The organism is Pseudoalteromonas aliena (assembly GCF_038155085.1).
GTDB lineage: Bacteria > Pseudomonadota > Gammaproteobacteria > Enterobacterales > Alteromonadaceae > Pseudoalteromonas > Pseudoalteromonas aliena_A.
In genome coordinates this window covers 143,505-161,294 of record NZ_JBAKAU010000005.1, presented here as the reverse complement: position 1 = coordinate 161,294, position 17,790 = coordinate 143,505, and the positions used below count along the sequence as shown (strand labels likewise).

Annotated in this window: 16 protein-coding genes; 5 read left to right on the top strand and 11 right to left on the bottom strand. The window is 40.2% G+C overall.

All coding sequences use genetic code 11. From position 1 onward, the window contains the following. Both rnhB and lpxB read right to left on the bottom strand, forming a co-directional pair. On the bottom strand, positions 1–603 hold the full coding sequence (gene rnhB / locus V6260_RS07410; RefSeq protein WP_341593445.1) for a ribonuclease HII: 603 nt from the start codon (positions 601–603) through the stop codon (positions 1–3). Beyond that, the gene (gene lpxB / locus V6260_RS07405; protein WP_341593444.1) at positions 593–1,750 is read right to left on the bottom strand and encodes a lipid-A-disaccharide synthase; all 1,158 of its coding nucleotides are present in this window, start codon (positions 1,748–1,750) and stop codon (positions 593–595) included. Before lpxB ends, rnhB begins: the two co-directional genes overlap by 11 nt. Positions 1,751–2,051: 301 nt before the next feature. Here lpxB and V6260_RS07400 point away from each other — a divergent pair, with 301 nt between their 5' ends. Genes V6260_RS07400 through cydC form a run of 5 tightly spaced genes read left to right on the top strand, consistent with a single transcriptional unit; the run spans position 2,052 to position 8,445 of the window. Next, positions 2,052–3,635 (top strand): cytochrome ubiquinol oxidase subunit I, encoded by a 1,584-nt coding sequence (locus V6260_RS07400; protein ID WP_341593442.1) that lies wholly within the window; start codon positions 2,052–2,054, stop codon positions 3,633–3,635. Beyond that, positions 3,632–4,771: a cytochrome d ubiquinol oxidase subunit II gene (cydB, locus tag V6260_RS07395; protein ID WP_341593440.1), complete on the top strand. Its 1,140-nt coding sequence runs from the start codon at positions 3,632–3,634 to the stop codon at positions 4,769–4,771. Before V6260_RS07400 ends, cydB begins: the two co-directional genes overlap by 4 nt. Positions 4,772–4,783: 12 nt before the next feature. Continuing rightward, on the top strand, positions 4,784–4,948 hold the full coding sequence (gene cydX, locus V6260_RS07390; RefSeq protein ID WP_058548368.1) for a cytochrome bd-I oxidase subunit CydX: 165 nt from the start codon (positions 4,784–4,786) through the stop codon (positions 4,946–4,948). After that, on the top strand, positions 4,938–6,710 hold the full coding sequence (gene cydD / locus V6260_RS07385) for a thiol reductant ABC exporter subunit CydD (RefSeq protein WP_341593437.1): 1,773 nt from the start codon (positions 4,938–4,940) through the stop codon (positions 6,708–6,710). Before cydX ends, cydD begins: the two co-directional genes overlap by 11 nt. Beyond that, positions 6,703–8,445: a thiol reductant ABC exporter subunit CydC gene (gene cydC, locus V6260_RS07380; RefSeq protein ID WP_341593435.1), complete on the top strand. Its 1,743-nt coding sequence runs from the start codon at positions 6,703–6,705 to the stop codon at positions 8,443–8,445. Before cydD ends, cydC begins: the two co-directional genes overlap by 8 nt. Here cydC and V6260_RS07375 read toward each other — a convergent pair. The 9 genes from V6260_RS07375 to V6260_RS07335 form a co-directional block, all read right to left on the bottom strand. Continuing rightward, complete coding sequence (locus tag V6260_RS07375) at positions 8,428–8,820, bottom strand: septal ring lytic transglycosylase RlpA family protein (RefSeq protein WP_341593432.1); 393 nt, start codon at positions 8,818–8,820, stop codon at positions 8,428–8,430. The two genes, cydC and V6260_RS07375, sit on opposite strands and share 18 nt — an antisense overlap. A 145-nt stretch (positions 8,821–8,965) precedes the next feature. After that, positions 8,966–9,736: an acyl-ACP--UDP-N-acetylglucosamine O-acyltransferase gene (gene lpxA, locus V6260_RS07370; protein ID WP_341593430.1), complete on the bottom strand. Its 771-nt coding sequence runs from the start codon at positions 9,734–9,736 to the stop codon at positions 8,966–8,968. 2 nt (positions 9,737–9,738) lie between these two features. Further along, entirely contained in the window at positions 9,739–10,191 is a 453-nt protein-coding gene (gene fabZ / locus V6260_RS07365) for a 3-hydroxyacyl-ACP dehydratase FabZ (RefSeq protein WP_211000659.1), read from the bottom strand. A 26-nt stretch (positions 10,192–10,217) separates the two neighbouring features. Continuing rightward, positions 10,218–11,240 (bottom strand): UDP-3-O-(3-hydroxymyristoyl)glucosamine N-acyltransferase, encoded by a 1,023-nt coding sequence (lpxD, locus tag V6260_RS07360; RefSeq protein ID WP_341593427.1) that lies wholly within the window; start codon positions 11,238–11,240, stop codon positions 10,218–10,220. A gap of 7 nt (positions 11,241–11,247) precedes the next feature. After that, positions 11,248–11,766 (bottom strand): OmpH family outer membrane protein, encoded by a 519-nt coding sequence (locus V6260_RS07355; protein ID WP_341593426.1) that lies wholly within the window; start codon positions 11,764–11,766, stop codon positions 11,248–11,250. An 11-nt stretch (positions 11,767–11,777) separates the two neighbouring features. After that, positions 11,778–14,249: an outer membrane protein assembly factor BamA gene (bamA, locus tag V6260_RS07350; protein WP_341593424.1), complete on the bottom strand. Its 2,472-nt coding sequence runs from the start codon at positions 14,247–14,249 to the stop codon at positions 11,778–11,780. A 96-nt stretch (positions 14,250–14,345) separates the two neighbouring features. Then, entirely contained in the window at positions 14,346–15,698 is a 1,353-nt protein-coding gene (rseP, locus tag V6260_RS07345) for a sigma E protease regulator RseP (RefSeq protein WP_341593423.1), read from the bottom strand. Position 15,699: 1 nt separating this feature from the next. Further along, on the bottom strand, positions 15,700–16,905 hold the full coding sequence (gene ispC / locus V6260_RS07340; RefSeq protein ID WP_341593421.1) for a 1-deoxy-D-xylulose-5-phosphate reductoisomerase: 1,206 nt from the start codon (positions 16,903–16,905) through the stop codon (positions 15,700–15,702). Further along, positions 16,902–17,768 carry a phosphatidate cytidylyltransferase gene (locus tag V6260_RS07335; protein WP_341593419.1) on the bottom strand — a complete coding sequence of 289 codons (867 nt, stop codon included), beginning with the start codon at positions 17,766–17,768 and terminating at the stop codon, positions 16,902–16,904. Before V6260_RS07335 ends, ispC begins: the two co-directional genes overlap by 4 nt. Between the last annotated feature and the right edge of the window lie 22 nt (positions 17,769–17,790).

Sequence of the window (17,790 nt, the reverse complement as noted above, 5' to 3'; positions counted from 1 at the left end):
TCAGCCCTCACCATTGGCTTTCGCCAAAACGCGCTGCACAGGTTTAAAGCTTTTACGATGCTCGTCAATTGCACCGTACTGTTCAAGCGCTGCAAAATGCGCTTTAGTTGGATAACCTTTATGCCCTGCAAAACCATATTGTGGGTGGCGTTTATCAAGCTCAAGCATTTCGTCATCGCGTGCCACTTTAGCTAAAATAGACGCTGCTGAAATTTCGGCCACTAAGCTATCACCTTTTACAACAGCTTGAGCTGGTATAGTGAGTTTTGGCAATCGATTTCCATCTATAAAGACAAATTCAGGCTGTGTGCTTAATGCCTCTACTGCGCGAACCATTGCAAGCATCGTTGCGTGAAGAATATTTAACTCATCAATCTCTGTTGGACTGCAGCGTCCATACGCGTAGCACAATGCTTTTTCTTTTATTTCAATTGCAAGTGCTTGGCGTTTTTTATCCGTTAATTTTTTAGAATCTGCTAAACCTGCAATTGGTTTAGTGGGATCTAAAATGACAGCGGCAGTAACTACATCACCAACAAGTGGTCCGCGCCCTACTTCATCTACACCGGCAATTAAGGCTACGTTGGGTCTATCAATTTGCATTTATTAACTCCGCCACAGCATTGGCTGCTTGTTCGCTGGCATTTAATCTAATTTTTTCGTGAATAGCTAAAAAGCGTGCTTTTAGCTCAATGTTATCGGTATTAAGCATCGGGGTAAGCGCATTGGTTAAATTAGCCACATTACACTCACTTTGTAAAAACTCAGGCACTAGTTCTTCGTCGGCTAATAAATTAGGCAGCGAAAAATACTTAATATTAAAGGTAAATAAAGTTTTAAAAATCCAATAGCTCATCGGCTTTATTTTATAACCTACTACCATTGGCTTTTTATAAAGCATGCCTTCAAGTGTTGCGGTGCCCGATGCAAGTAAAATGGCATCTGCCGCTTGCATCGCTAATTTTGATTGCCCATCTAGCAAACTAATATTAAGGCTAGGTGCTGTGGCATTTAAAATATCTGTAAACTGCGTTTTGCGTTTTTCGTTTACTAATGGCACCACAATTTTAAGCTTTGGATTTTGCGCCTGCAGCTCTGCAGCTGTTTTTATATAGGTTTCGCTTAATAAACCGACTTCAGAGCCTCTACTACCCGGCAGTAACGCAAGTACTTTGTCATCTAGGCTTAGGCCAAGCTCTGCACGCGCTTGGCTGTCGTCGTGTTCAAGGGCTATATCGTCAGCGAGTGTGTGCCCTACAAATGTACAAGGAACTTGGTGTTTATCGTAAAATTCTTTTTCAAACGGCAATAATGCAAGCACTAAGTTAGTAGCAGCACTTATTGTGTGAATACGCTTTTCGCGCCATGCCCAAACAGACGGACTTACATACTGTACGGTTTTAATGCCCGCATCTTTAAGTGGTTTTTCTACACGTAAGTTAAAATCGGGTGCATCAATACCTATAAATACATCAGGTGGGTTATCTACAAAATGCTGCACGAGTTGTTTACGTATTTTAAGTAACCGCGGCAAACGCCCAAGTACCTCAACAAGCCCCATTACCGAAAGCTCATCCATGTCGTAAAGTGTTTTACAGCCCTGCGCTTGCATTTTAGGTCCGGCTATTCCTTCAAAAATAGCGTCCGGAAAGTGTTTTTTAAGGGCTTTAATTAAGCCTTCACCTAAAATATCGCCCGACAGTTCACCTGCCACAATACCAATTCGTAGTTGTTTTTTATCTTTATTCATTTGATTTTATTTCACAAGTAAACCAGGCGTTCATGCTTATTAGTTTACCGTGTTTTACTGTTTGATTAAACGCTTTAAATAACTGGTTTTTTATCACTAAATTTAATTTATTGTATTGTTTGTTTTTAATACTGATGTAGCATATAAAATATATATTAAGTTTTACTAATATACATATTGACAAAAATGGAACAAAGGTAAATAATATTATGAACTTTCAGTAATTACTGAAAGTTCATTAAAACTTAACTTTGCCAATTAAATGTTGCCCTGTTAATCCGTCACTCTCAAGGAGTCAATAATGATAGATGAAACCTTTGTGGATCTATCGCGATTACAGTTTGCTGTTACCGCTCTCTTTCATTTCTTATTCGTACCGTTAACGATAGGTATGACCTGGATTTTAGTTATTATGGAATCGGTTTATGTTATGACCGGTCGCGAAATTTATCGTGATATGACTAAGTTTTGGGGAAAATTGTTTGGTATAAACTTTGCAATTGGTGTGGCAACGGGCCTAACCATGGAGTTTGAGTTTGGTACTAACTGGTCTTATTACTCGCATTACGTAGGTGATGTTTTTGGTGCTCCCCTTGCTATTGAAGGTTTAATGGCATTCTTTTTAGAATCGACCTTTGTGGGTATGTTCTTTTTAGGCTGGGATAGGTTAACTAAACGCCAACACTTAGGAGCAACATTTTTAATGGCGCTAGGTACAAATATGTCAGCGCTTTGGATTTTGATTGCTAATGGTTGGATGCAAAACCCTGTAGGTGCTGAGTTTAACTATCAAACTATGCGCATGGAAATGACTAGCTTTGCAGAGCTTGTATTTAACCCAGTAGCTCAAGTTAAGTTTATTCATACTGTATCGGCGGGTTACGTAGCAGCCTCTATGTTTGTGTTAGGTATAAGTAGCTGGTACATACTAAAAGGCCGTGATCTAGCCTTTGCTAAGCGCTCATTCTCGGTGGCATCGGGCTTTGGTTTGGCTTCAATATTGTGTGTGATTTTATTAGGTGACGAATCGGGCTACGAAGTAGGCGAAGTTCAAAAAGTAAAACTAGCAACAATAGAAGCTGAGTGGCATACAGAAGAAGCCCCTGCTGCATTTACAGCTATTGGTTTTCCTGATTCGGACGAGCAAGTAACCCATGCGGCGGTAAAAATCCCTTACGCACTTGGTTTAATTGCGACACGCTCTTTAGATGAGCAAGTAACAGGTATTTCTGATTTAGAAAAGCAACACGAAGTACGTATACGTAATGGCATGATCGCTTACGAATACCTTGAAAAACTAAGAGGTGGTGACGATACACCTGAAAACATCGCTAAGTTTGATACTCTAAAAGCCGATTTAGGTTATGGCTTACTACTCAAACGCTACACATCAAATGTAGTAGATGCCACCGAGGAGCAAATTCAAAAAGCGGTGAAAGACTCCTTCCCTCGCGTTGGCCCTATGTTCTGGTCGTTTAGAATAATGGTTGCCTGTGGCGTAGCTATGTTGGCAGTGTTTATATTGGCATTTTACTACAATGCACACCGTATTATTGAGCAAAAACGCTGGTTACTGTGGGCTGCGGTACTGAGTATTCCACTGCCTTGGATTGCCATTGAATTTGGCTGGATTGTTGCCGAGTATGGCCGTCAGCCTTGGGCTATATCAGAAATACTGCCGACCTTTTTAGCGACCTCGTCACTGACGGTAAACGATATTTTAATTAGCTTAACTGGGTTTATTATTTTTTACACTGGCTTGGCTATTGTGGAAGGTTGGTTAATGGTTCGCTTTATCAAACAAGGGCCAAGCTCATTACATACTGGAAAGTACCACTTTGAGTTACCAAAAAAAGCAGATAAAGATGCAGGAGAGCAATTATGATTTTTGATTATGAAACATTAAAAATGCTGTGGTGGTTGCTCATTGGTGTATTGCTTATTGGTTTTGCTATTACCGATGGCATGGATATGGGCGTGGCTATGCTGCTACGCCTAGTAGGTAAAACAGACTCAGAACGTCGCACGGTAATTAATACTATTGGCGCGCACTGGGATGGTAATCAAGTGTGGTTTATTACCGCTGGCGGCGCTTTATTTGCAGCGTGGCCTATGGTGTATGCAGCCGCATTTTCGGGTTTTTATTTTGCTATGATGCTGGTGCTATTTGCATTATTTTTTAGACCTCTTGGTTTTGATTACCGCTCTAAAATAGATTCTAAACGCTGGCGCAACAACTGGGATTGGGGCTTGTTTGCAGGCAGTGCAATTCCGGCTTTAGTATTTGGTGTGGCATTTGGTAACTTATTTTTAGGCGTGCCGTTTAATATTGATAACTTACTGCGTGTAAGTTACCAAGGTTCGTTTTTTGGTTTATTAAACCCATTTGCATTGCTTGCAGGTTTAATTAGTGTGGCTATGTTAATTGCTCATGCTGGTATGTGGTTACAACTTCGTACCGCTGATGCAGTAGCTGAACGTTCAGGGCAGTATGGCCGCTATGCACTAATTGTATTTATTGTGCTTTTTGCTGGAGCTGGTGTTTGGGTGGCTAGTATCAATGGCTATCAAATTATCTCTATGCCAGATACGCAAAGCCATGCAGACCCTTTAGCTAAAGTGGTAACTAGAGCAAAAGGTGCTTGGCTTAATAACTACAGTGAACGACCATGGACAATGACCTTCCCTATTTTAGGGTTTGTAATGGCACTAAGCGCATTGTTTTTCTCAAAAATTAATAAGCCTGCGCTTGGCCTTATTTCTACAAGTGTCATGTTAATAGGCATTATTATGACGGCGGGCGTATCACTATTCCCATTCATTATGCCTTCAATTAATAATCCTGATATTAGCTTAACTATTTGGGATGCGGTATCTAGTCATAAAACGCTGAATATTATGTTTGTTGCCGTAATTATTTTTATACCGCTAATACTGGCCTACACCACGTGGTGTTATGTAAAAATGTGGCGCAGAGTAACGGTAGATGAAATTGAAAACAACACTCACGGTAGCTACTAAGGAGACTAAATTATGTGGTATTTTGCTTGGATTTTAGGTGTACTTTTAGCCTGTACCTTAGGTGTAATAAACGTAATGTGGTACGAGTTTCACCAAAATAAAAACAGCATAGCTGATGATGAACAACCTATGCACGATTTATTAAACGAGAAAAACTCAGCTAAAAATGACGACTAACCCTCGATTAGATCGCGCGCAGCAGCAGTCTCTGCGCGCTTTTTTAAAGCTACAAAGTAAACCCGCTGCAATGTGGTTAAAGTTAAGCATTGCACTGGGTACTTTTAACGCTATTTTAATGATTGCAGGGGCTTACTTACTCGCCCAAACTATTCATAATGTAATGTTTGAAGGTGAAAGCCTTGCTCAAGTAACACATTTACTATGGCCACTTGCAGGCATTATTTTACTACGAGCGCTTTTTTTAGCGCTAAGTGAAAGGCTAAGTGCCTTTGCTGCACTTAAAATCAAATCGGCTATGCGCCAAACCTTATTAACCAAATTAACTCAATTAGGGCCTAGCTACATTGAACAACATGGTCAAGGAGCAACGCTTAACACCTTGCACGATGGCGTTGAAGCATTGCACGACTACTACGCTAAATACTTGCCTGGTGTTGCTTACAGTGCCCTTATTCCTATAGCAATTTTGGTGGTAATTTTTCCAACCGACTATAAAGCGGGTTTAATATTTTTACTAACCGCTCCGCTTATTCCCTTTTTTATGATTTTAGTTGGATCTAAAGCTGAAGATTTAAATCAAAAACGTTGGAAACAACTTGCCGTTTTAGGTAACTACTTTTTTGACCGCATACAAGGTTTAACGCAACTTAAGCTATTTAATGCCACCCGCACTGAACTTAAACATATTGCTAAAATTTCTGATGATTTTAGACACGCCACACTCGATGTATTAAAAATTGCTTTTTTGTCATCATTTGCGCTGGAGTTTTTAGCCACTATTAGCGTGGCACTCGTTGCGGTAATAATTGGCTTTAGGCTGTTTTTTGGCACGCTAGATTTTGCAACCGGCTTTGTAGTGCTGCTACTTGCCCCTGAATTTTATTTACCACTTCGCCAATTAGGCAGCCACTATCATGCTCGCTTGCAAGGTATTAGCGCTGCAGCCGACATGGTAACCATTTTAAATGCGCCCCTTCCTGAACAGTCACAGCAAGACAATGCACACGTTAGCGAGCCTATAAATACAATAAGCATTAACAACTTAAATTTTACCTACCCAAACAGTAATGAAGGTATAAAAAATATAAACTTAGCCCTACCCAATCATGGCTTAGTCGCTGTAGTAGGGGCAAGTGGCTCAGGTAAAAGCACTTTATTTGATTGCATATTAGGGTTTCACCCTCAGGTGATTGGGCAAATCAGTATTAATGACAAGCCACTAGATGCAACTAACATTAATACGCTACAAAATAAAATTGCTTGGATCCCGCAAACCCCAACGCTATTTTATCAAAGCATTAGCGATAACATAAAAATAGCAAAACCAGACGCTTCACAATTAGAGCTTGAGCAAGCAGCGCACCAAGCTGGCGCATTAGATTTTATAAACACGTTGCCCATGGGCTTTAATACATTGATAGGCGAGCAAGGTGAAGGGCTTTCTGGCGGACAAAAACAACGTATCGCCCTTGCCCGTGCATTTTTAAAACAAGCCCCTATTTTAGTACTCGATGAACCAACTGCGCACCTTGATAGCCAAACAGAGCAGCTTATTCAGCATGCAATAAACGATTATGCAAAAACACATTTGGTACTGGTTATAGCTCATAGACTTAATACAGTAAAAAATGCCAACAATATTATTGTTATGCAAAATGGTGAGGTAGCACAGCAAGGCACATACTCACACCTTGCTCAGCAAAATGGTGCGTTTAAAACACTGCTAAGCACTCAAGTGCAAGGATCTGATAATGACTAATTTTATTAGGCTATTAAAGCTTTGCCGCCCGCACTATAAAGCTATGTTGCTGGGTACTTTTTTAGCCACTTTAACTGTACTTGCAAACGTGGGCTTACTCGCTATATCCGGTTGGTTTTTAGCCTCAATGGCAGCTGCAGGTATTGCTGGCGTGCAAATGAACTACTTTACACCCGCAGGGACTATTCGATTTTTAGCGATTGTTCGTACCGCATCACGCTATGGTGAGCGTTTAGTAACGCATAACGCGACGTTTTTATTGCTTAGCGAAATTCGCGTAAATATGTTTGCAACGCTAAGTAAGCTAAACAATGTAGATTTAGCAATGCGCCGCAGCGCCGATTTAGTAAACCGCCTACAGAACGATGTTGATGCCCTAGATAAATTTTACTTAAACATATTACTGCCTATGCTAGTAGCACTATTAAGCATACCTATTATTATGGTGTTTATGGCGGCCTATAACGCAAACGTTGCGCTTATTTGTTTTACTGGCATTTTATTAATTGGTGTTGTTTTACCAGCTTTATTAAGTGCTAAATTAAATAAAAATAGCCATAAAGAAACACAATTAAGTGCTCAGCTTAGATCTGAACTTTCAGATACGCTAACAGGCCTTAGAGAGCTTAGTATTTATCAAGCAGGTGGCAATCAAATTTCAAAATGTGATGATTTGAATGAACAGTACAACCTGCAACTTTATAGTCGCCATAAAGCACTGGCAAACAGTGATGGCTTAAGCTTGCTGGTAGTGCAATTAGCTATGCTAGGCGCCATTGTTACTATTGTGCCATTGGTTTACAGCGGGGCCATGGTAAATGTAGAGCTTGCTATGCTAAGCCTATTTGTATTGGCAAGCTTTGAAAGTGTATTGCTCCTCCCTAATGCTTTTATAGAGCTACCTAATGTACTCAAAGCCGCAGAGCGACTATTTACACTTCAAGATAAAGTCTCTGATCAGAGCAACATTCACAGCGCTCTAATTGATACTCAGTTTGATAAAAATAATACCGCACTAACACTTAATAACATTAGCTATAAATACGATGAGCATAATGCATTAACTAACGTTAGCTTTGTGCTTAAAGCGCAGCAAAAAGTAGCTATTGTAGGTAGAAGCGGCAGCGGTAAAACTACGCTTGTAAATTTGCTAACTGGTCTATGGCCACTTCAGCAAGGCAGCATTACGTTAGATGATCAAAATAACCCGCAAGAACTACACTCACTAAGCAATGACACCCGCGCAAACGTTATAAATATATTAGCGCAGCAACACCATATTTTTGATGGCACCCTGAGTGAAAATTTAAGCTATGCTGCACCAAGTGCTACAAAAGAAGAAATGCTTGAAGCCATTAAACTTGCGCAGCTAGAGCCTTGGTTTAATGATTTACAAGCGGGTTTAAAAACACGTTTAGGTACCGGAGGCAGAAGCGTATCTCAAGGGCAATCAAGGCGTATAGCGATTGCTCAGGCTTTATTACAAAACCCCGCTATTTTAGTACTTGATGAGCCTACCGAAGGGCTAGATAACCAATCTAAGCAAACCGTAATGAACGCCATTATGCAGGTAATGGGTAACGCAAGCGTACTTACAATTACCCACGACCCTGCTCTTCTTGCTCAAATGAATAATGTTATATGGTTAGAAGACGGTAAAGTGGTTGCACAAGGCTCTCATAAAGAGCTCAGTAGCGCTTATCCAGATTATGTGGCACTAACTACCCGGTTTTAATACCTTAACAGACACGTCAATAATGCCTACTTTAGGGTCGGCTATCTTTTTAAACATGCTTTTTGATAAATCGATAATACGGCCACGTACATAAGGGCCTCTGTCATTTATCCTTACTATGACTGATTTATTATTAGCAAGGTTAGTAACAACCACCTTAGTCCCAAAATCGAATTCTAAATGAGCAGCTGTTGCAGCTTGCTGGCTAAAACGCTCTCCATTAGCAGTTATTCTTCCGTGGTATTTATCAGCATAAAAAGATGCTTTTCCTACTTGAGTTATTTCTCCTGTAGATGACTTAATGAGTGGCTGGCTACTACAAGCGGCTAAAACTGAAGTAATAAAAAGAGTGACAACTAACTTAGGTAAACGCATAGAATGGCTTTTTTATAAAAATTAAGCGCATACTAACTTGAGTACCCTGAGTATTAACTGAATTGGCCTTGAACTCAGGGCAATAAAAAACCACCTTCGATTTAACATCTAGAGTGGTTTTTAATGCTCAAAGCAAAGCTTGTAATTATCTTACAATGCCGCGCTCTGAGGCTTTAACAAAATCTATCATGGTTTGCACTGCTGGATACTTTGCAGCGTCTTCACTTAGTGAAGCTATGGCTTCATCAACACCTAAGCCCTTACGATAAAATGCTTTATAAGCACGGCGTACTGCCATTATTTCATCGCTTTCAAAGCCACGGCGTTTCATGCCTTCTTTGTTGATTGCTGCAGGACCTGCTGGCATACCAATAGTAGTAACAAACGGAGGTACGTCTTTATTAACACCTGAGTACATGCCAATAAATGCGTGGTCACCAATTTTACAAAACTGATGAACACCCGAGTTACCACCTAAGATAACCCAATCGCCTACGTGTACATGGCCTGCAACACTTGCGTTATTAGCAAAAATTACGTTATCACCAATCACAGCATCGTGCGCAACATGGGTATAAGCCATAAATAAGTTGTTACTACCAATTTTAGTTACACCTTGATCCTGAATAGTACCTCGGTGGATAGTTGCACACTCACGAATAACGTTGTTATCACCCATGATTAATGTGGTTGGCTCGTTGTTGTATTTTTTGTCTTGGCAGGCTTCGCCTACTGACGCAAATTGGAAAATATGGTTTCCAGAGCCAATGGTAGACGGCCCTTTAACAACAACGTGAGACTCAATAATACAGTCATCACCGATCACAACATCATTGCCAATATAGCTATACGGACCAACTGAGACATTGTTGCCTAGTTTAGCGCCAGGTTCGATTATTGCTGTAGAATGGATCACTATTAAAACTCTCTTCTCGCACACATAATTTCGGCACTACATACTACTTTGCCATCGACTTTTGCTTCAGCGGCAAATTTCCATATATTGCGACGCTCTTTTAAAAACTCTACATGCAGATGCATTGTATCGCCAGGAACTACTGGTTGTTTAAAACGCGCATTATCTACAGCAGCAAATAAGTAAAGCTCGTTATCGCTACGGTTTTCTACAGTTTTAAACCCTAATAAACCAGTGGCTTGCGCCATTGCTTCTAATATTAGCACACCAGGAAAAATTGGCTGATTTGGAAAATGGCCAGTAAAAATAGGCTCGTTAATAGACACATTTTTAATTGCATGTAATGACTCGCCAGGTGTAAAGTCAATAACACGATCAATTAAAAGCATCGGATAACGGTGTGGTAATAAACTTAAAATTTCTTGAATATCAAGGCTATTTAATTCGTTTGCCAAAATAGCATCCTTATTAGTGTTCAACGTTATGACTTAGCCAATGCTTCAAGCGCTTTAAGACGAGATTTCATGTCCGAAAGGTTACGCAAGTGAGCAATTGATTTACGCCATTCTTTGTTAGTTGTATGGGGCATACCTGATGAGTAAATACCCGGTTCGGTGATTGATTTAGTCACCATACTCATACCGGTAATTATAACACCATCACATACAGACATGTGACCATTAATTGCAGTCATGCCGCCGATTTGACAGTTCTTGCCAATGGTAACGCTTCCTGCAAGTACGGTGCAGCCAGCAATCGCTGTGCCCGAGTTAACTTCAACGTTGTGTGCTATTTGACACTGGTTATCAATAATTACATTGCTATGGATAATGGTGTTATCTAGTGCGCCACGGTCAATAGTAGTGCTTGCGCCTATTTCAACCTTGTCGCCTATAATCACTGAGCCAAGTTGGGGTATCTTTACCCACTGCCCGCGCTCATTGGCATAACCAAACCCATCACTTCCTACAACACTATTTGCTTGAAACAAACAATCTGCGCCAATCTCAACATCGTGATAAATAGTCACACTAGGCCAAAGCTTAGTGCCAGAGCCTATTTTAACACGTTCTCCGATAAAACTGTTCGGACCAATTTGCGCGTTATCACCAATAACAGCTTCTGCTTCAATTACAGCATTAGCGCCTACAGCGGCACTGTCGCTAACAATAGCTGAAGGATGAATAGTTGCACTTGGGTGTATACCTGTAGAAGCCGAGCGAGGCGTAGTATCCATAAATTGTGCTAGTTTTGCGTAACTCACATAGGGGTTAGCAACTATCACTTTACTGCCTTTAAAAAATTCAGCATCAGCTTGGCTAACTATTACAGCACTGGCTTGTGTAGTTTCAAGCTGCGTACGATATTTTGAGTTCGCTAAAAATGCAATATGCCCAGTACGGGCATTTGCAAGTGTCGCTATTTTTTTTATTTCTAAAGCGCCATCACCTTGAAGCTCGGCGCCTAGAAGTTCCGCAATTTGCGAAAGCGTATAATTTTGCATAGATAGATTATTTCTTGCTAACAGCTGCTACAACTTTAGATGAAAGATCCGTTACTTCTTTAGGGTTAAAGTAGATAGTTGTGTCTTTAACTTTAACTTCATCAAAGTCGCCATCTTTAGCAATTTCTTCAATTGTTTTGATGATCACACCTTGAACTTTAGCAAGTTCTTGGTTTTGGCGTGCTTTAATTTCTTGCTCTAGAGGACGGCCTTGTTCAGCAAGATTTTTCTGCATGCCTTGAATTTTATCGCGTAGTGCATCTTTTTGAGCTTGGCTCATAGTTGTACTTTCGCGTTTAAATTTTTCAGCTTCAAAACGAATATCGCCTTGTAATTTTTCAAGCTCTTGACGACGCTCTGCAAACTCAGCTTGTAAAGACTGTTCAATTTTAGCCATTTGAGGGATTTGCTTGTAGATCTCTTGCATGTCAACAATACCAACTTTGTGAGCGAATGCATTCACTGAAGTACCCATCATTAACGTTGCTAAAACTGCTACTGCTGTTGATTTAAATAATTTTTTCACAAAAAACTCCTTTAGAAAGTGTTACTAATATTAAAGCTAATAGTTTTCGTATCGTCATCTTCTTCTTTTTGCAATGGATACGCAAAACTTATAAGCATTGGACCCATAGGAGAGATCCATTGTAATGAAAGACCTGTTGAAACCCTAAAGCGCATTGGGTCTGAATAATCATCTAATTTAGCACGTTCATCAGGTGCTAAGTTTTGATACCGGTCAACGTTAAACTCAGTATCCCATACGTTTGCAGCATCTACAAAGAAGCTGGTACGTACAGAGCTAGTATTTTCTTCATCTAAGAATGGCGTAGGAACAATTAGCTCCATACCGGCCACAGCCTTAGCATTACCACCAATACGGCCTTGCGGGATTAGAATATCAAACTCTGATGAACCGCCAATACTACCGGTTGTTGTACCGTCTGCACCTGGTGTACCCGGAATAGACTGCGGTATACGTGATACAGCACGTGGTAATATTGTATTTCGATCAAAGCCACGTAATTCCATTTCTGTAATTTGAAAGTACTCTTGGAATGGAAGTGTTTGCTCATACCCGTTTGTAGAACCATAACCGTTACCATAACCAAGTGCGGCACGTGTTGAGAATACCCAACGGTGATCATTTGATATAGGCCAGTAAAAGCGCGAATCGTAATTAAGTTTAAAGTATTGAAGATCCGAGTTAGGCGTTGTTGCTGTTAAGTTTAGAGTTTGACGCGAACCCGCAGTCGGGAACAAACCGCGGTTAACAGTAATTCGTGACCAACCAACACTTAGCTCATATTTATTAAAATCGAAACCAGCATCTGGGTTTTCCGGATCTAAGAATGTTTCACGCAATACTCGTGTTTGCTCATACTCTGCAATATCTGAAAGCTCTTCTTTTATCCAGCGAGCACCAAAGTTAACACGATTTACAGCATCAATTGGGAAACCAATATTTGTGCCTAAGCCATAAGTTTTAGATTTATATTCTACAAGACTGAACTTACTTGCATCATAATTAGTATAAAAAATACTACTGCCTTGGGATACACCGTCAGGCGTAAAGTATGGATCTGTGTATGATAAACTTAGGCTTTCAGAACCTGTAGACGTATTAAGGTTTAAACCAATTTGGTTACCAGTTCCTAAGAAGTTAGACTCTGTTACACCAATATTAAATTGCAGACCTAAGTAAGAGCCATAAGCAAGGCCAGCATTAAAGCTACCCGCGGATTGCTCTTTTACAGTAAAGTCTACATCTACTTGGTCATCCACACCTGGTACAGGCACTACGTTAAAATCAACAGTTTCCATATAAGGCAAACGTTGTATTTGTAATTTTGAACGCTCAAGGTTTTGATTAGATAACCATGCACCTTCAAGTTGCGTCATTTCACGACGAAGCACTTCATCTGCAGTATTCTGGTTACCACCCACAATAATACGTCGAACGTATACGCGCTTACCTGGATTAACCGATAATGTTAGTTGTACTTCTTGGTTTTCATCGTCAATTTCTGGAATTGTACGCACTTCAGCATTAGCGTAACCAAAACGTGCTAAATAGCTTTTAATAAATTCTTCTGATGAAGTCACTACTGAGCCGTTGTATAGCTCACCGGCTCTAAGTGGGATAACACTTTTAATTAAGTCTTCACGGCCAAGCAAGTCACCAATAAAGTCAAAGCCTTTAACGGTATACTTTACGCCTTCAGTCAAGTTAGCTGTAACGTAAACTGATTCTCGCTCGGGGCTCACTGACACTTGCGTTGAGTCGATATTAAAACGTAGATAACCACGGTCTAAATAATAGCTACGGATTTTTTCTAAATCGCCTTCAATGGTTTGCTTTTGGTAGCGATCGCTACCCATAAACTGCCACCAAGGTAAATCTTGCTGTGATTCAGCAAGTTTGAGAAGTTCTTCATTAGAAAAAAGCTCATTACCCACTAAGTTAATTTGGCGGATAGAAGCAGCATCACCTTCATCAAACTCTAATTTAAGTTTAACGCGGTTACGAGGCAACTTAGTAATACTGATGTCTACTGTAGCATTGTATTTACCAATACTGTGGAAAAACTCAACTAAGCCCTTTTCGATACTATCGATAACGGTTTTATCAAGTGGTTCACCTTGGCGAATATCTTGCTGATCAAGAGACTCATTAAGCTGCTCGTCTTTAATGTCTTTATTGCCTTCAAACTCAATGAAGCTGATGGTAGGACGTTCCGTTACTTTAAAAATAACATTGTTACCGTCACGAAGGGCTTTTATATTATCAAAGTGTCCAGAACCATAAAGTGACTTTATTGTTTTTGAAATCGTATAGTCATCAATATTATCGCCAACGTTAATAGGAATATGTGTAAGCGCCGCACCAAGTGCTACACGCTGTAAACCTTCAACTTTTAGGTCTTCAACAATAAAGGAGTTTTGGCCTAGGGCTGCAAAGCTTGCACCCAATAAACTTGTTACTGCCAAATGTTTTTTTATAGCCATTTTATTATCTTTATCCTTTACAACTGTATTACCGCATAACACCCAACTTAGTGGTGCTTTACAATCGTGTTCTAATTAGTAATTGCCACGCTGTAACTACAAACGCGATACATCATTGAACAAAGCGAAACATGTTAGAAAAATGAGCAACAAGGCGCCCACTTTAAAACCAAACTCTTGTGTCTTTTCAGAGACCGGCTTTTTACGAAAAAGTTCAATTATGTAATACATTAAGTGTCCACCATCAAGCACTGGTAAGGGTAATAAATTAAATACACCCAAGTTAACGCTTATCAAGGCTAAAAAGCTTAAAAAGGCGACTAACCCATAGCTAACGCTAGTGCCAGCACCTACTGCAATGCCCACAGGGCCACTTAAATTCTTAACCGAAACCTGGCCTGTAATTAAATTACCAATCATGTCAAAACTGAGTGTAATTAAGCGCCACGTTTCTTTTGTGCCTCGCACGATACTATCGAGCGGGCCGTAATGTCTAGTCTCTACATAACCATCAGGCCATTGCTGTACAACAGGAGCAACGCCTAAAAAGCCTCGCTCAATACCGTTATTATCCATGCGCCCTTTAGGGGTTACTGTAATGGTTTGTATAGTATCTTGTCTTTTTACACTAAATTGTAAAGATTTGTTAGCTGATTGCGTAATAATATTAACTAATTGCTGCCAATTGCTTATTGTTTCACCGTTCACAGCCAAAATTGTGTCATTAACTTGTAAATTAGCGTGTTCGGCAGCTGAATCTTTAGTCACTGCAGCAATAGTAAGCGTTGCTTTGGGCCTAAAGGGCACAATTCCTAATGAGCTCAGTGGCGGTACATCTTGCTGGTCTAGTTTCCAGCCATTTAAGTTAAGCGTTTTGATACGTGGTTGTAGGTTTTTATCACGAACCGTAACCTCAACACTTTCCTCACCTAAGCTCGACATTAATGCAAATGTAGCATCTTGCCACGTTGCAATTTCATCATCGCCAATTTTAATAATATGTTGAGAAGGCATAATGCCCGCTTCCTCAGCCCGGCTACCCTCAGTAATACTACCTACCACAGGTTTTACCGATTGCACACCCACCATATACATTACAGCAAGAGCAAAAATGGCAAACAAAAAGTTGGCCATTGGACCCGCTGCAACTATGGCAATACGTGCTTGTACAGATTTAGCGTTAAACGACAAATGACGTTGGTTTGCTGGTACTTCATCCACTCGCTCATCGAGCATTTTTACGTAACCACCAAGCGGTATAGCAGCAATTACGTATTCGGTTTTGTATTTATCGTGCCATTTTAAAAGTGGCTTACCAAAACCAATTGAAAAACGCAGCACTTTAACGCCCATTTTTCGTGCAACCCAAAAATGGCCATATTCATGTATGGCCACTAAAATACCAAGCGCTAAAATAAATGAGCCAAGATTCCAAAAAAAATCAAACATATTAATGCGCCACTTTTGTTATAAATTCTGAGGCGCTAATACGCGCTAATTTGTCGCACTCTAAAATTTCATCTAGACTTTGCACATTCGTGTACATTGCGGCTTCTAGTGTTTGTGCATTTATTTTGTATATATCAGTAAAGCCTATTTTACCGTTTAAAAATGCGCCTACTGCCATTTCATTTGCTGCGTTAACCGTTGTTGTCGCCCCCTGCCCTGCACTACACGCATCAATCGCTAACTGTAAATTTGGATAGCGAGAAAAATCAGGTTTAGTAAACGAAAAATCACAAATATCAGAGAAGTTTAACGGTTTAACACCCGCATTAACTCGTTCAGGATACGCAAGTGCGTGTGCAATTGGCGTTCGCATATCGGGGTTCCCCATTTGCGCTAAAATAGAACCATCATGATACTGCACCATAGAATGAATAATACTTTGTGGGTGAATAACTACATCAATATCGCTAGCATCGCAATTAAATAACCACTTCGCTTCAATAAATTCAAGCCCTTTGTTCATCATAGTGGCTGAATCTACTGATATTTTTTGACCCATTGACCAGTTAGGATGTGCTACAGCTTCAGTTACGGTTACGTCTTTTAGCGTATTTATATCACGTGTTAAGAATGGACCACCTGAGCCGGTAAGCAGAATATTACTTACACCATGTTGCTGTAAATTTTTATCACCTTTACCATTTTGTAACGCAGAAGGAAGGCATTGAAAAATAGCATTATGTTCACTATCAATTGGCAGCAAGGTAGCTTTATATTGTTTAACTTTATCAATAAACAGCTGACCCGACATAACTAAAGATTCTTTATTCGCAAGTAGTACTTTTTTACCGGCTTCTACAGCGCTAAGCGTAGGTAATAAACCAACAGCACCCACAATAGCCGACATAACAGTGTCTACATCAGGATGAGCACACAAATCGCTCATAGCTTGCACTGAGTGCATAACTAGAGTTTGGCAAGGCGTGTTATTTAAATAAGAGCTAAGCTTCTCTGCGGCCGCTTGCGTAGCCATAACAGCATAAAGCGGTTCATGTTCGATACACAGCTCGGCCATTTTTTTTGCATTTTGGCCGGCAGTTAGTGCAAATACGTCAAATAATTCTTTATTTCTGGCTACTACATCTAATGTGCTTAGACCGATTGAACCTGTAGCACCTAAAATAACCAGTTGTTGCTTTTGACTCATAAACTCAAGGTCCATGCATAACACATCACAAACATTGGCGCTGCTGCGGTTAAACTATCAATTCTATCTAAAATACCACCATGACCTGGTAAGCAGCTGCCGCTATCTTTTAAACCAGCTTCACGCTTAAACATACTTTCAAGTAAATCGCCAACAGCAGAAAATAGTGCAATAAATGCAGTCATTACAGCGTAAATAGGCCACACAACTAAATCGACATCAGTAAAGTGACAAAAAGCTAAAACAAAAATAATTGAAGCAACAACACCACCAGCTAACCCTTCAATCGTTTTATTGGGGCTCACTTTCGGCATTAGCTTGTGCTTACCAAAGCTTTTACCTGAAAAATAAGCGCCTATATCAGCACTCCATACTATGCCTAACACCACTAAAATAAGTACTGACCCAAAGTGAGTCGATTCAGCATACTGCGCACTACGAAGAGTATTAAGCGCAAGCCATAACGGCACAAGCGTTAGTAGCCCGGCAATACCGCGCATAACTAAACCTTCATTCCACGCTTTAGCCATAGCTGGGTAACGCCATATTAAGTAACTAGCCACAATCCACCACGCAAAGGACAGTGTAAATATGTAATTTGCATCCCCAGCTAGCTTTCCGTTAACCCATAACGACTCAATCGGCCAATGTAAGTTAAGTAGCCCAAGCAGAGACGCTATTAGCACAACAAAAGCACTACGCTTTAACTTATCACATAGCCCCATAAATGCAGACCACTCCCATGCGCCTAGCATTACAATTGCACCTGCAAAGTAGCTAAATAACGTAAGTGGTGTGTAAAAAACCAGCGCTAATGCAGACGGTGCTAGCACGAGCGAAGTTAAAATGCGTTGTTTTAACAAAATTGTGACCCTTATTCTATTT

What these genes read in the sequence shown, in the direction of transcription:
- cydD (WP_341593437.1), top strand. Translation starts at nt 4,938, where the DNA reads ATGACGACTAACCCTCGATTAGATCGCGCGCAGCAGCAGTCTCTGCGC.
- bamA (WP_341593424.1), bottom strand. Translation starts at nt 14,249, where the DNA reads ATGGCTATAAAAAAACATTTGGCAGTAACAAGTTTATTGGGTGCAAGC.
- rseP (WP_341593423.1), bottom strand. Translation starts at nt 15,698, where the DNA reads ATGTTTGATTTTTTTTGGAATCTTGGCTCATTTATTTTAGCGCTTGGT.
- lpxD (WP_341593427.1), bottom strand. Translation starts at nt 11,240, where the DNA reads ATGCAAAATTATACGCTTTCGCAAATTGCGGAACTTCTAGGCGCCGAG.
- V6260_RS07400 (WP_341593442.1), top strand. Translation starts at nt 2,052, where the DNA reads ATGATAGATGAAACCTTTGTGGATCTATCGCGATTACAGTTTGCTGTT.
- cydC (WP_341593435.1), top strand. Translation starts at nt 6,703, where the DNA reads ATGACTAATTTTATTAGGCTATTAAAGCTTTGCCGCCCGCACTATAAA.
- cydX (WP_058548368.1), top strand. Translation starts at nt 4,784, where the DNA reads ATGTGGTATTTTGCTTGGATTTTAGGTGTACTTTTAGCCTGTACCTTA.
- cydB (WP_341593440.1), top strand. Translation starts at nt 3,632, where the DNA reads ATGATTTTTGATTATGAAACATTAAAAATGCTGTGGTGGTTGCTCATT.
- rnhB (WP_341593445.1), bottom strand. Translation starts at nt 603, where the DNA reads ATGCAAATTGATAGACCCAACGTAGCCTTAATTGCCGGTGTAGATGAA.
- lpxB (WP_341593444.1), bottom strand. Translation starts at nt 1,750, where the DNA reads ATGAATAAAGATAAAAAACAACTACGAATTGGTATTGTGGCAGGTGAA.
- ispC (WP_341593421.1), bottom strand. Translation starts at nt 16,905, where the DNA reads ATGAGTCAAAAGCAACAACTGGTTATTTTAGGTGCTACAGGTTCAATC.
- V6260_RS07375 (WP_341593432.1), bottom strand. Translation starts at nt 8,820, where the DNA reads ATGCGTTTACCTAAGTTAGTTGTCACTCTTTTTATTACTTCAGTTTTA.